13 protein-coding genes are annotated in these 14,290 nt (G+C 29.1%); all 13 read right to left on the bottom strand.

The annotated features are described in order from the left end of the window. Positions 1-54: 54 nt before the first annotated feature. Positions 55-297 (bottom strand): RNA-binding S4 domain-containing protein, encoded by a 243-nt coding sequence (locus KGF39_RS10045; RefSeq protein ID WP_003421412.1) that lies wholly within the window; start codon positions 295-297, stop codon positions 55-57. 71 nt (positions 298-368) lie between these two features. Beyond that, the gene (locus KGF39_RS10040; protein ID WP_003421415.1) at positions 369-647 is read right to left on the bottom strand and encodes an HU family DNA-binding protein; all 279 of its coding nucleotides are present in this window, start codon (positions 645-647) and stop codon (positions 369-371) included. An 88-nt stretch (positions 648-735) separates the two neighbouring features. Continuing rightward, positions 736-2,184, bottom strand: a complete 1,449-nt coding sequence (gene mazG, locus KGF39_RS10035; protein ID WP_227822205.1) for a nucleoside triphosphate pyrophosphohydrolase — start codon at positions 2,182-2,184, stop codon at positions 736-738. Between the two features lie 106 nt (positions 2,185-2,290). After that, entirely contained in the window at positions 2,291-3,904 is a 1,614-nt protein-coding gene (locus tag KGF39_RS10030) for a polysaccharide biosynthesis protein (protein ID WP_227822204.1), read from the bottom strand. Positions 3,905-4,023: 119 nt separating this feature from the next. After that, a complete protein-coding gene (gene spoVT / locus KGF39_RS10025; RefSeq protein WP_227822203.1) occupies positions 4,024-4,563 on the bottom strand; it encodes a stage V sporulation protein T in 540 nt (179 codons plus the stop codon). Between the two features lie 122 nt (positions 4,564-4,685). After that, on the bottom strand, positions 4,686-5,681 hold the full coding sequence (locus tag KGF39_RS10020; protein ID WP_227822202.1) for a peptidylprolyl isomerase: 996 nt from the start codon (positions 5,679-5,681) through the stop codon (positions 4,686-4,688). Positions 5,682-5,711: 30 nt separating this feature from the next. Further along, positions 5,712-9,098 carry a transcription-repair coupling factor gene (gene mfd, locus KGF39_RS10015; RefSeq protein ID WP_227822201.1) on the bottom strand — a complete coding sequence of 1,129 codons (3,387 nt, stop codon included), beginning with the start codon at positions 9,096-9,098 and terminating at the stop codon, positions 5,712-5,714. 16 nt (positions 9,099-9,114) lie between these two features. Further along, entirely contained in the window at positions 9,115-9,675 is a 561-nt protein-coding gene (pth, locus tag KGF39_RS10010; RefSeq protein ID WP_054275351.1) for an aminoacyl-tRNA hydrolase, read from the bottom strand. A 13-nt stretch (positions 9,676-9,688) separates the two neighbouring features. Next, a complete protein-coding gene (locus tag KGF39_RS10005; RefSeq protein WP_227822200.1) occupies positions 9,689-10,339 on the bottom strand; it encodes a prepilin peptidase in 651 nt (216 codons plus the stop codon). A 103-nt stretch (positions 10,340-10,442) separates the two neighbouring features. Next, entirely contained in the window at positions 10,443-11,225 is a 783-nt protein-coding gene (locus tag KGF39_RS10000; RefSeq protein WP_227822199.1) for an A24 family peptidase, read from the bottom strand. Then, on the bottom strand, positions 11,206-12,288 hold the full coding sequence (locus KGF39_RS09995; RefSeq protein WP_227822198.1) for a type IV pilus twitching motility protein PilT: 1,083 nt from the start codon (positions 12,286-12,288) through the stop codon (positions 11,206-11,208). The genes KGF39_RS10000 and KGF39_RS09995 overlap by 20 nt, the downstream gene beginning before the upstream one ends. Positions 12,289-12,387: 99 nt before the next feature. After that, positions 12,388-13,926, bottom strand: a complete 1,539-nt coding sequence (locus KGF39_RS09990; protein WP_227822197.1) for a hypothetical protein — start codon at positions 13,924-13,926, stop codon at positions 12,388-12,390. 20 nt (positions 13,927-13,946) lie between these two features. Next, positions 13,947-14,162, bottom strand: coding sequence for a hypothetical protein (locus KGF39_RS09985; RefSeq protein WP_227822196.1), 216 nt, complete (start codon positions 14,160-14,162; stop codon positions 13,947-13,949). Positions 14,163-14,290 lie beyond the last annotated feature (128 nt).

Raw genomic sequence — 14,290 nt, 5'->3', positions numbered from 1 at the left:
CCCCAGTAAATATTTCACTAATACTACTATTAATATACTAGAGGACTATTAATTTTATTCTAAAATTTCGTACATTTCTTTTGCATCATTTTTTAATACATGCTCTTTTACTTCATTTATCTTAAACTTCATCTTCTTCTCTCCAAATTGTATTTCTAATGTGTCTCCAATATTTACTTCTGAAGAAGATTTAGCAACTTTTCCATTTATAGTGACAATTCCTTTATCGCATGCATCTTTAGCAACAGTTCTTCTCTTTATAATCCTAGATACCTTTAAAAACTTATCTAATCTCATAATTATCACCTTCCTTAGTTCTATAGAAAAAGTGTGGTAAATTTATCCACACTTTTTCACAAGATTTCTAATTATCCATTTATTATATCCTTTAATCCTTTTCCAGCTTTGAAAACTGGTGCTTTAGAAGCTGGTATATCTATAACTTGCTCTGGATCTCTTGGATTTCTTCCTTGTCTAGCAGCTCTTTCTCTTGTCTCAAATGTTCCAAATCCAACTAATTGAACTTTTTCATTATTTACTAGTGCATCTTGAACAGAACTCATAAATGCGTTTAACGCAGCTTCTGCTTCCTTCTTTGTTAATCCACTTTTTTCTGCCATCTTTGATACTAATTCAGCTTTATTCACGATATTTACCTCCTAAAAATGTTTATAATATAGACTTCTATCTTTGTGATAAAAGTTCTAGATTTTTGACAAATTTCCTTCCACAATTTTATTGTTTTTTAGCCTGATTCCAAAATTCATCCATCTCTTCAAGTGTCATGTCTTCTAATTTTTTATTTAAGTTCATTGCACTTTTTTCTACAAACTCAAATCTATTTATGAATTTATCTGTAGTACAGTTCAAGGCTTCTCCTGAGTCTATGTCTAAAAATCTAGCTAGATTTACTATCGAAAATAATAAATCGCCTAGTTCTTCCTTTATGTATTTTATATTCCCGACCCTGTGTTCGTCAAGTAATTCCTGATATTCTTCTTCAATTTTTTTAAATACATCTTCTACATTGTCCCAATCAAAGCCAACAAGTGCTGCTTTATGTTGAACTTTACTAGCCTTCATAAGAGCTGGTAAATGTTTTGGTATCCTTCTAAGACCATCTGTTATAGTACTTTCGCCTTTCTCTTCTTTCTTTAATTCTTCCCAAGTTTTTTCAAACTTAGACATATCTAATTTTACACCACTAAATATATGAGGATGTCTATGAATTAATTTTTTACATATTTCATTTACTACTTCTTTTAAATCAAAGTAGCCTTCCTCATTTCCTATCTGACAATGGAATATAACTTGTAAAAGAACATCTCCTAGTTCTTCTACCATTTCATCTATATCATTATTATCAATTGCATTACAAAGTTCATATGCTTCCTCTATAACAGAGTTTTTTAATGATTGATGTGTTTGTTTTTTATCCCATTCACATCCAGATGGACTTCTAAGTGTATTAACTATTATTTCTAAGTCATGTACTGTATTATACATCTTTTTAGAACTTTTGGGTATATATAAGCTAGTTAAATAGTCAAAAAAGTTTTCATTTCTGTCTAATTCGCAAAGCTTTATAAACTTTTTACTTTCTAAATCTTTGACACCTGCTCCATTTACTATACATACTTCTTGATTATAGTCATAGTATTCCATAAGCTTTAATTTTACATTAGATGCTATAAATTTATCATATACTTGAGTTATTATCATGCTCGTATCTAAATCTATATATGAATTTTCTATTTCAAAAGCATCTATCAATTTAAATCCCTCAGATGGGTCTATAGCCAAATAGTTAAACATAGCGTCTACAAAGCTCATAGAAGGCAATATTTCTACTGCTATGTATTTTTCATTGGCTAATCTCTCTATTATACTTACAGTCTTTTCTGCGACTCTTGGATGACCAGGAACAGCATACACTAAATCACCCTTTTTAGATTCTTCTATAATAAATTCAGATATTTTTAAATAAACATTATCAAAATTTTCCTCTTTTTCATAAAAGTAGTCTAAGGAAGTGTATTGTATAGTTTCTTTAAGTTTATCAATTATTGGATGTTTCTCTGTTCTAAAAAAAACTCTAGGGCTATTTTTTAAAGATTCTAACACACCTTGGCTTATAAGAGAATAATCTCCTGGCCCAAGACCTACAATACTTATCTTACCCATAACATCACTCCTATTAGCAAATTTCACTTTATTTTTATATTATTATACAAATAAGGAGATTTACTATTTGTATAGTATTTCCTTTATTTGCATATATATTCCTATATTATCTTATAAGTTTAACTTTTTTTAACAATTTATATAATTTATCACCTTTTGGCATAGTCAAAATTTCTTCTTTTTTAATTCCACCTATCCCAAGTATTACTACTACATATACAATTCCACCAACACATATTGCAATTATTGTAGATATGCTATTTCCCAAGAATCCAACTAAAGCACCATAACTCAACTTAACCATTATAAACATTGTCATAACTGTTATAAATGGCTTTATTATAAATTCTTTTTTAGGAAAGTTTACATTCATGTGTTTTTTAACATATAATAAGTTAATCATGGCTGCTACAAAGTACGCTGTAACTGTACCAAAGGCTGAACCCAATACATTAATGTCTGGTATACCTGTTAAAGTATAACTTATCACAATTTTACATAGCATACCAATACATAAAGCAATTACAGGTACTATTGGTTTTCCCATTCCTTGAATTATACCAGTCAAGGTCTGTATTAAACCCAAAAATAATACACATGGAGTAAGAGTAAACAAAATAGTTCCTACAGAAGATGGTTCATGTGGAAACAAAAGACCCATTATTGGTGTCGCTAAAGAAGCCATTCCAAACGCACAAGGTAATACTATAAGTAAAGTTACCTTAACTGCACTCTTAGTATCTTTTCTAGCTTTTGACTTATTTCCTAATGCATATGCTTTAGAAATTGCTGGAACTAAGCTCATACTCATTGCTGTTGTTATGACTGCTGGTAAATTTATTGTGGCCATTGCCATACCTGTTAATTGACCAAACATTGAATTTGCTACTTTGTATGTAAAGCCTGCTTCCATAAGTCTTCTTATTACAATAACATTATCTATCATATTGACAAGTGGCATTACTGATGCTCCTATTGTTATAGGAATAGCAACAGTTAAAAGCTTTTTAAAAATATAAGAAACTCTCTCATCTTTAAATCTTTGACTTGCATCTATCTCTACTCGACGCTCTTTTCTCCCTAGCATATAAGCAAACACCAAGTAAAGCATAGATGCTATTGAACCTATTGTAGCTCCTGATATAGCACCAGCTGCCCCAAAAGTCTGACCTAGACTCTTCATAAGCAAGTAAGCCAAAGTAAGACCTAATACAACTCTAAAAAATTGCTCTGCAACTTGAGACACAGCAATCTTAGTCATATCTTGTCTCCCTTGAAAATATCCTCTATATGCAGACATTGCAGGAACAAATAATAATGCTGGAGCAATGGCCTTCATAGAGTATAATGCACCTGGATTTTTCATTATGTTTGTTACTATGTAGTCGGCTCCAAAAAATAATATACAAAATGATATTATTCCAGTAATGAATAAAACTGTATGTGATACCTTAAATATCTTGTTTGCACCTTTAAAATTTCCAATGGCAACTTTTTCCGAAACCAGTTTTGCCACGGCTGTTGGAAATCCAGCAGTAGCTAATGTTAAAAATAGAGTATACACAGGATAAGCAGCCTGATAGTATCCCATACCTTCTGAACCAATCATGTTTCCAAGTGGAATCCTAAAAAATCCACCCATTATTTTTACGATTACACCTGCTAGCCCAAGTATAAGGGCTCCTTTTAGAAAGGAGTCTTTATTTTTGTTATTGTTCATAACATAACCTCCACACTGTTTATATAACAAACTTTAATATACCATATTTTTAATGCTATATTCAATATTTTACACAAAAACTTCAAAAGACCTTCATGTAAAAGGTCTTTATGATAAAATTATTGAACTTGTTTTCCTAAAAAGTTAGCAGCAATTTTTAAAGATTTTTCTTCACTTTCTGCAATTGTATCTTTGTCTCTCGAAACAACTACAATTGAACCTATACAGTCGCCAGATGCACTAATTATAGGCATAATAACTTGACTAGTATATTCTTTTTGGTCTTCTTTGAATAAAGGTAAAATGTTTTTATCTTTTGAATATTTTACTGTTCTTTCACTTATTATTGCTTCTAACTCATCACTTATACTTTTTTCTTTATAATCTTTTTTAGGAAGTTTAGATACAGCTATTATAGAATCTAGGTCTGTTATCAATACACCATATCCTAGTACTTCAGCTAATGTTTCAGCATATTCTTGTGAGAATTCATTTAATTCTCCTATTGGAGAGTATTTTTTAAGTATGACTTCTCCATCTTTTGCTGTGAATATCTCTAAAGGGTCTCCTTCTCTAATTCTTAATGTCTTTCTTATCTCTTTTGGGATAACTACCCTTCCAAGATCATCTATTCTTCTAACTATGCCTGTTGCTTTCATATTTTTTAATCCCTCCATAAATTACTTTAAGTTTATTTTTACCATTGTTAAGAAAAATATACAAAAAAAGCTATATCTTATCTAGATATAGCTTTTTTAAGCATATTACTCTTTTTTAGGTTTTAAATTGTGATTTTATTTATTACTTTTTCATCTTTTTCTACTTTAGCTTCTTTAATTAATTTTTCTATTTGCTCTTGATATTTATTTTTTAACAATTGGTCTTTTATAGTTTCTTTAGCATCTTCAAATGATGTTTGCTCATTTATCCTGTCTGTTACTTTAATTATATGGTATCCATATTGAGTTTCAACTAAATTAGATATTTCACCTTTTTTCATAGAAAAAGCAGCATCTTCAAACTCAGCAACCATTTGTCCTCTTGAGAAGAATCCTAATTTACCACCATCACTTGCTGAAGCATCTTGTGAATATTTTTTTGCCACTTTTGCAAAATCTTCACCTGATTTAACTTCTTTAAGAGCCTCTTCAGCCTTTTTCTTAGCTTCAGCCTTTTCCTTATCTGAAAGTGGCTTGTTATTATCATCTACTGTCTTCAATAATATATGAGAAGCTTCTACCTCATCTTTTTTGAATTCATCTTTATGTGTATTATAGTATTTTTTCATTTCTTCGTCTGATATTTTAGTCTTTTTAGTAAAGTTACTTTGATAGCTTTGCATTGCTAAATCTTTCTCTTGTTGGTCTTTTAAAAACGCATCATCTATTCCTAACTTTTCAAGCTGTTCTTTATATTTTTCATCTTTACTCATAGCATCTTTTAAATCTTTAAAACTTTTTTCAACATCTTCTTTTTTAGGAAGTAAGTTGTCTTTTTTAGCTTGAGAATATATTACTTCTGTAGTTATAAGTTGATCAAGAATTAAATCCTTAAACTTGTCCTTATACTTTACACCCTTTTCAATTTCCTTATCCCATATATCTTTTCCATAAGTTTGTTCCATAGAATCTTTATAAAGAGCTATAGTCTTTTTAAATTCATCTGATGATATCTTTGTCCCTTCAACTGTTGCCACAGTCTCTCCTTTACTAGAACCACAGGCAGCCGTAGATACTACCAAAATCATAGCTATTGCCAATATTATTACTTTTTTCAAATTTAAAACATCCCTTCTTAAATTTACAAGCTATTTTACCTTGCACATTTTTTCTAATAATTCTTCCAATTCTGTAACTATATTATAACCTATTTTCTGTTTAGTTCTATACTTTGTTATTGGAACTAATAATATTTCATCTTTTAGTTGTCTTATTTTTTCTATTTTCAATATCTTACACAATGATTTTATATAAGCTATTGTAAGAAGTGTTTGAACTGGTTTAGGTATATCAGAGAATCTATCTTCAAGTTCTTCCTGTATATCCAACATATCTTCTTTATTTTCAATAGAAGCTATTTTCTTATACATTTCAATCTTAATCAATTCATCTTTGATATAATTACCTGGAATGTATGCATTTACACTTAAATCTATTTCAACATCAATTTCTTCCACAATAGGCTCACCTTTAACCTTTTTAATTGCATCATTAAGCATTTTAACATACAAATCATAACCTATAACTGCCATATGACCATGTTGCTGAGAACCTAAAATATTTCCAGCTCCTCTTATTTCAAGGTCTCTCATTGCTATTTTAAAACCTGAACCAAACTCTGTAAATTCTCTAATGGCTTTTAACCTTTTCTCTGCTATCTCACTTAGAGTTTTATCTTTTTCATATAAAAGATATGCATATCCTTGTCTTGAGCTTCTTCCAACCCTACCTCTTAATTGGTAAAGTTGAGCTAATCCCATTTTATCTGCATCATATATAATCATTGTATTTGCATTGGATATATCCATACCAGTTTCAATTATTGTAGTACAGACTAATACATCATAATCTTTATTTAAAAATCCTAGGATTATATTTTCTAATGATTTAGAAGTCATTCTTCCATGAGCAACAGCTACTCTAGCATCTGGTACGAGCTTTTGAATCATACTTGCCATCTCTTCAATGTGTTCAACTCTATTGTATACAAAAAATACCTGTCCACCTCTACTTAACTCTCTCTCTATCTCATCTTGAATTACACTTTCCTTACTCTCTGTAACATATGTTATTACAGGATGTCTTTCTTGTGGAGGTTCTTCTATAACACTCATATCTCTTATTCCACTTAAAGACATATGTAAAGTTCTTGGTATAGGAGTTGCTGAAAGCGTAAGTACATCTACTGTAGATTTAATTTTCTTTAGGGCTTCCTTATGTTTTACCCCAAATCTTTGCTCTTCATCAATGACTACAAGACCTAAGTTTGGTAAATTTATATCTTTGGATATTATCCTATGTGTTCCAATTAAAATATCTACTAATCCTTTTTTAGCGTCTTCAATAATTTGTTTTTGTTGTTTTGGAGTTTTAAATCTACTTAAAACTTCCACTCTCAAAGGATAATTTTCAAACCTCTCTTTAAACGTATTATAATGTTGTTGGGCTAATATTGTTGTTGGAACCAATACAGCAACTTGTTTTTGATCCATACAAGCTTTAAAAATACTTCTAATCGCCACCTCTGTTTTTCCATAACCAACATCCCCACATACAAGTCTATCCATTACCTTGCTTGATTCCATATCTTTTTTAGTTTCTTCTATTGCCTTCAATTGGTCTTCTGTTTCTTGATATGGAAATAACGATTCAAACTCTGCCTGCCAAGGTGTATCTTTTGAAAACTTGTATCCTTGTATTTTTTCACGTTTTGCATAAAGTTCGATTAAGTCCTTTGTCATATCTTCAATTTCTTTTTTAACTTTTGCTTTTGCCTTTGTCCATTCGTTTGTTCCAAGCTTATTTAACTTAACTTTTTCTACCTCTGCACCAATATATTTTTGCACTTTATCCATCTGGTCTATTGGCACATATAGGTTATCTCCACCTTGATATACTATTTTCATATAATCTTTTTTAATAGCATTGACTGTAATTTGCTCAATTCCTGTGTATCTACCTACACCACTATTTTCATGTACTACATAGTCTCCAACACTTAAATCTAAAAATGATTCTATCTTCTTTCCTTTTTTAACCTTTTTATTGTTAGTCTTAGATGCTCTTTTATAAACACCTATCATTTCATTGTCTGTTATAACAACAAACTTTATAGATTTATATTGGAAGCCACTATTTATATGTGCAGGCACAATCACAACTTGAGAAGATTTAATTTCAATGTTTCTATCTTTAGAAACAGTCGTTTCTAAACCTTTATCCAATAAATCTTTTCCTAATTTATTTGCTCTTTCTAATGTATTTGTTGCTAAAATTATTTTGTATCCATTATATTTCAGCCGATTTAATTCTTCTACAATCAAATCTACTTTTCCATTAAATGTAGGAACTTCTCTGCTTTCAAAGTTGATTATAGATTTTATGGAAAAGTTGTTTATAGACTTTGGCAATAGTGAGTTTAATACTACAGACTTGTCTTTTACTAGATACTCTAAATCTGTATAGTGATACAATAGTTTTCCTTGATTTTTAATAGCCAGACCTCTTTCAAGATTCAGTTTATAATTTTCCCTAAACTCATTTATATAATTTTCGCATCTTTCTTTAAGTCTTGTTATATCATTGATAAATACTATTGCATCATCTGATAGATAAGTAAATATGCTTTTATTTTCTTCTGGATAAATATAATCTATATAATTCTCTACACCTTCAAAATAAGTCTTACTAGATATATAATCTATATTTTGAAATGTACCTTCATCAGTACTTTTAGTTGTTTCTTTTTTTAGTTTAACTAATGCATCTGTAGTCTTCTCTGGATAAATAAATTCCCTAGATGGAGTTATAGAAAACTGTTGCAATTTATCAATTGATTTTTGTGAATATACATCAAAAGTTCGTATGGAATCTATCTCATCATCAAATAATTCCATACGAATTGGATTTGTATATTCAAGTGAAAATACATCAATAATTCCACCCCTTATACTAAATTGACCAAACCCCTCTATTTTTGAAACTCTTTCATATCCTAATGAAACTAATTTCTCAGTTAATTTTTCTAAATCTAAGCTATCTCCCACTTTATAGTGAGATACACTATCAAGTAAAACTTGTTTTGGTATGTATTTTCTTAAAACAGCCTCAATAGAAGTTACTAAAATTATCTTTTCCTTATTTGCTAGTTTTAACAATACCTTTAATTTCTTTGCTTCTTCGTTTCTGTCCTTTGCATCTAAGTGATAAAAATAAATATCTTGAAATCCTAAATATTCAACTTTATCTTCAATATAAAAACTTAAATCTTCATATACTTTCTTTGCTTCTAAATCACTACTAGTTATAAAAATCATTTGTCGTGATAAATCATTAAATATAGAATACGATATATGAGGTTTTTGTACTGGTAAAAGTCCATTAACCAATAATGAGCCTTTTGTATTTTTTATACAGTTTATTATATCTTTATACTCTTTTGAATTTTGCAAAGGATATAAAAAAACATCATTCATTTAAATCTCCCTCTCACTATCCATTGTATTTGTTCATAGACATATCTATATTTTCTCTTATTATTGAGTCAATAGCACATGCCGCTTTTTCTAGTGCTTCATTTATATTATCAGATTCTTCTTTTCTAAATCTAGAAAGTACAAAGTCTGCTAAGTCTTGACCAACTTCTGGCTTAGACACACCTACTCTTACTCTTGGAAAATCATTTGAACCTAGGCATTTAGTTATGGATTTCATACCATTATGAGTTCCTCCACTTCCTTTTTTTCTTATGCGTATCTTTCCAACATCTAAATCTATATCATCATATACTACTACTATATTACTTAAATCAACCTTGTAATATTTATATATATCTATTAATGTTTCTCCACTTAAATTCATATAAGTTTGTGGTTTTACTAATAGTACTTTTTCAGTTCCTACTCTACCTTCACCAATTAAGGCTTTATGCTTTATCTTAGTAACACTAATGCTGTATTCTTTTGCAAGAATATCTATGACATCAAATCCAACGTTATGTCTAGTCTTCTCATACTTCTTCCCTGGATTACCTAACCCTACTACTACGTACATTTCTTACCTCCTGTTATATAAATTTGTATAACAAACTATAATAAAAATTAAATATATTATACTCTGTAAATATTATTATAATTGTCGCTAGAGAAATAAAAGGTGTAAAAGGAATTTGCTTTGTTATATTTATACCTTTAAATATTTTAGTTATGTATAAAATAACAAAAAACAAAAACGCTAAAATAAATGATAAAACTATCACATAAAACCCATAATTATTTCCCAATGCAAAGCAACATAAGCTATAGAGACCTACATCTCCATAGCCTAATCCTTTTGTTAATTTAGCAATAATATAAGGTATAATAAAGCCTATCGCTAGTCCAATTATATGATTCATATAGTCAAATTGCACAATATTACAAAAGACCAAAAAAATTATACCTTGAACTATTATACCACTAACTATTGTTATATCATATACATATATTGTGTAGTAATCTATAATGGATACAATTATTAGAAATGGAATTAATACCACATATTGTACACATTCTACACTAATTCCAAATTTTAGATATATTAATACAGATAAAACTACAGTTATTATGTAAATAAAAAACATATTATATAGATTTTTCTTTTCTCTATCACAAAAAATAGATAGAGATTTATTTATCAAATGTGCAAAAAATAAGGAAATTATTATTATATACTCCATAGTCTACAGCACTTTAGTAATAGGGTTAATAATAATATTGTCCTTATTAAATACTTTAATTCACTTTTATAAAAATTAAAACTTGCTTAAGTTTAACTATTGTTTACATAATCATAGAAAAATAAAGTTCAAGTAATTGTCTTCCACATAAGATTGTTATTAATGTTCCAATTGATATAAACGGACCATATGGCATAACAGAATTGTATTCCTTTCCCTTTATCTTACTTAGAATTATCACACAAATTCCATATACTGCTCCCACATAAACACTTAGTAGGGCTGTAAAAAGACCATTTTTGGCACCCATGTAAAGACCTATCATTGCAAATAGTTTAATATCTCCTCCGCCCATACACTCTTTTTTTATTATAAATTCAATCAGAAGCACTATAAGCCAAACGCTTCCTCCACAAATAAAAGCTCCTATAATTGAATTCTTAATTGGGATTTCTTTAAAAAGAAGATTAAAAATTATAGCAAATATAGCTCCAAAAACCAGTATTTTATCTGGTATTATAAAGTGGTCAATATCTATAAATGTTATTATAATCAGTAAAGATACAAGAACTAAATAATAGATGGTTGCTGTGGATATTCCATATATTATAAATACTGTTAAAAATAAAATTCCTGTAATTAATTCTACTATAGCATACCTACTAGAAATTTTCTCACAACAATATCTACACTTTCTTCCACTCATTAAATAGCTTAGTACTGGTATTAAGTCTATCGGCTTTAGTCTAGTATTGCAACTCATACAATGGGATGGAGGTCTAGAAATAGATATACCTTCTGGAATCCTAAAGATGCAAACATTGAAGAAACTTCCAAACACTAGACCTACCATAAATACATACAAATTAACGATTATAATGTTCATTATAATTTACTCCACCTATCATTCTTGTCATAAACTCTTGGTCAGTACATCTACTAATTGCCATATCTTTTGTAATCCTTCCATTTTTATAAAGTTCCATTAAATCTTGGTCCATAGTTTTCATACCAGCTTTAACTCCAGTTTGTATCATGTTTGGAATTTGATATGTTTTGCCTTCTCTTATCAAATTTTTTATTGCTGGAGTAGCAAACATCAATTCAATTGCAGCTATTCTACCTTTTCCATCTGCTGTAGGAAGTAGTTGCTGTGATACTACACCTTCACAAACTGTAGATAGCTGTGTTTTTATTTGTTGTTGTTGAGATGGTTGGAACATGTCCACTATTCTATCGATTGTCTTGGCTGCCCCAACCGTATGTAGTGTTGAAAATACTAGATGACCTGTTTCTGCTGCTGTTAATGCTATTGATACAGTTTCAGGGTCTCTCATTTCTCCTATTAGTATTACATCTGGGTCTTGACGTAAAATAGCTCTAAGAGCTGAGTGGAAACTTTCTGTATCAGTTCCTACCTCTCTTTGATTTACTAAACTTTGTTTGTGGTGGTGTACATATTCTATTGGGTCTTCAAGTGTAATTATATGTTTTTGTTGTGTTTCATTTATTATATTTATCATACTCGCAAGTGTTGTACTTTTACCACTTCCTGTTGGACCTGTAACTAAAACTAATCCTTTGTGCTTTTCAGTAAATGATTTTATATTTTCTGGAAGACCCAATTTTTCAAAAGTAGGTATTTCTGCTGTTATAGTTCTTATTGCTATTGCATAATTTCCTTTTTGTCTATATGCATTTACCCTAAATCTTTCACCTGTTTTTAGTGAAGCTGAAAAATCAGCTTCTCCATGTTCTTTTATTACTTTAAACATAGATTCCCCTGCTATATCTTTTGCCATTTGCATTGTTATCTCTGGTGTCAGTATCTGTTCACTTAGTTTTACAAATCCGCCTTTTACTCTAGCCACAGGATTTGTTCCAACTGTTATGTGTATATCTGATGCGTTTAGTCTTATACCTTGCTCCAATAAATCATAAATATACATAATATTTACTCTCCATATCTTCTATTAGTTTGCTTACTATTTTAGTAATAAATAATAAAATTATTTTATTATTTGTTTATACTAAGTTACTTTTTATGTTTAGTTTACTTTTTTGTACGAACTTATATCATGATTAATTAAAATTTTATCTTTTATATCATAATTCCCAGATACATTTGTATCTATATTTAGATTAAAGTTTACAATAGCCTCAACTTTATATTGTGAATCTGAATTTTCTTCAACACCTAAACCAATAATATTTTTTTTGCCATCTGTAAGTTCTACTTCTTTTATTCCATCTTTGTCACCAGTTACTATTAAACTTAACTCTGTCCCTGAACCATTTTCTTTTAATTTTGGCCATTCTTCTTTTGTCATGTCGTAGTCAGCCCTATAAAAAGGTACTTTTATAGTAATATCTTCTGTTTTATCAACTTCTTGGGGTTTTAATTCTTTCAGTCTACATTTTATCTCTGCTAAAAGCTCATTTTGTATATAATCAAAGGTTGTTATTAAAGCCATATTATCATATTCAACAGGTATTTTCTCATAAGACATACTTTTTAACTTATTACATTGGTCTGATATTTCATACAATAACTCTTTATACTTTAAGAAATCTTCTGCTGTATCTTTTTTATCACTAGATATATTATCGCTTAACTTCTCAAATTTTCTTACATTATTTCTCAGATGAACTCTTAAAGAATTAAATCCTTGAGTTTGATTTGGTAAAATTTTTAATAGATTTTCTAATGCGTCCCATTTACTATTCCAACTATACTCTGTACTATTTATTATAGGATTTTGTATTAATTCATAATATTGTTGAGAATTTGGAATTCCATCAGATACTTCTACTTTTGGCTCACCTACATGAAATGTATGTCTATACTCAATCATATTTTGCATCGCCAAAGAAATGTTATCTAACGACCTATAAGTGTATGAAAATGCCGAATTTAAATGTTCATTTTCGACTTTATTTTCTTCTAAAAACATTTTTAAAAGAATATCATTATTTACTAACTTTGCCCCAATCAATGTAGTTGAATCTATATCTCTATCCAAAATTTTTTCATTTATTTTACTAATATCTCCATAAGTATAATTCTTACAAATGTTTAATATAGAATCTCTATGTGAGAGAATATTTGCATCTACATATTCAATATCTCTGTCATCTAATATATTTAAATCATGTAATTTTTTTAATTCCATACTAGCTTTTTCTAAATGTGAGGAAGCCTTATCCAAATAGAAATTTATATTATTCATATAGCCTAGTCTTTCTGCTTCAAGATTTTCCTCATCTTGATTATTAAAATCTTCATCTGATATGTTTCTTAATTTTGACCTAGATATCGATTTTTCTTGATTTTCACTTTTAAACTCATTATCCATTTTTTCAAGCTCACCATATAATTTTTCATATGCTTTATCAATACTATTTTCCACACATGTTTCTGCTAAATACTTTGCTTGTATACCCTCATTAGTCGTCTTTGTAGATTTTATTCTATTAGCTATCTGATTCGAAAATGTCAATCCAACAATAGAAAGCAATGCTACTACAACCAAAACTAAAACTAAAGCTGCCCCTCTCTCACTTTTAAATTTATTCCACTTCCTCAAAATCTCACCCCCAAGTAAAATTATTTATCTTTAAATATTTCAGTTACAATTTTAACTTCTTTTTTACTTGAATAGTCATTCATGCTTTTTCCAGTTACAGTTATTTTATATATCTTACCATTTTTATCTTCTACAATAATCTTTATCTTATTTGTAATATGTTCTTTATCGATTAAATTACCATCTTCATCTTCTGTTGTTGTAATCTTTTCATATGGAGTATCATATAGACTCACATTACCCTCACTAAGCACTTTATCATATACAACTTTTTTTGACTTATCTATTAGTTTTTCATATATGACAGTTCCATCTTCTCTTTTATCTAGACTCTGAACCTCCCATGACTAAAGTCACAGGGTTC

This window comes from Clostridioides sp. ZZV14-6345 (assembly GCF_020657775.1).
Classification (GTDB): Bacteria; Bacillota; Clostridia; order Peptostreptococcales; family Peptostreptococcaceae; genus Clostridioides; species Clostridioides difficile_D.
The sequence above is the reverse complement of the archived record's forward strand: the minus strand, read 5'-3'. Positions and strand labels throughout refer to the sequence as shown.

What these genes read in the sequence shown, in the direction of transcription:
- spoVT (WP_227822203.1), bottom strand. Translation starts at nt 4,563, where the DNA reads ATGAAAGCAACAGGCATAGTTAGAAGAATAGATGATCTTGGAAGGGTA.
- mfd (WP_227822201.1), bottom strand. Translation starts at nt 9,098, where the DNA reads ATGAATGATGTTTTTTTATATCCTTTGCAAAATTCAAAAGAGTATAAA.
- pth (WP_054275351.1), bottom strand. Translation starts at nt 9,675, where the DNA reads ATGTACGTAGTAGTAGGGTTAGGTAATCCAGGGAAGAAGTATGAGAAG.
- KGF39_RS10000 (WP_227822199.1), bottom strand. Translation starts at nt 11,225, where the DNA reads ATGAACATTATAATCGTTAATTTGTATGTATTTATGGTAGGTCTAGTG.
- mazG (WP_227822205.1), bottom strand. Translation starts at nt 2,184, where the DNA reads ATGGGTAAGATAAGTATTGTAGGTCTTGGGCCAGGAGATTATTCTCTT.
- KGF39_RS10005 (WP_227822200.1), bottom strand. Translation starts at nt 10,339, where the DNA reads ATGGAGTATATAATAATAATTTCCTTATTTTTTGCACATTTGATAAAT.
- KGF39_RS09995 (WP_227822198.1), bottom strand. Translation starts at nt 12,288, where the DNA reads ATGTATATTTATGATTTATTGGAGCAAGGTATAAGACTAAACGCATCA.
- KGF39_RS10045 (WP_003421412.1), bottom strand. Translation starts at nt 297, where the DNA reads ATGAGATTAGATAAGTTTTTAAAGGTATCTAGGATTATAAAGAGAAGA.
- KGF39_RS10030 (WP_227822204.1), bottom strand. Translation starts at nt 3,904, where the DNA reads ATGAACAATAACAAAAATAAAGACTCCTTTCTAAAAGGAGCCCTTATA.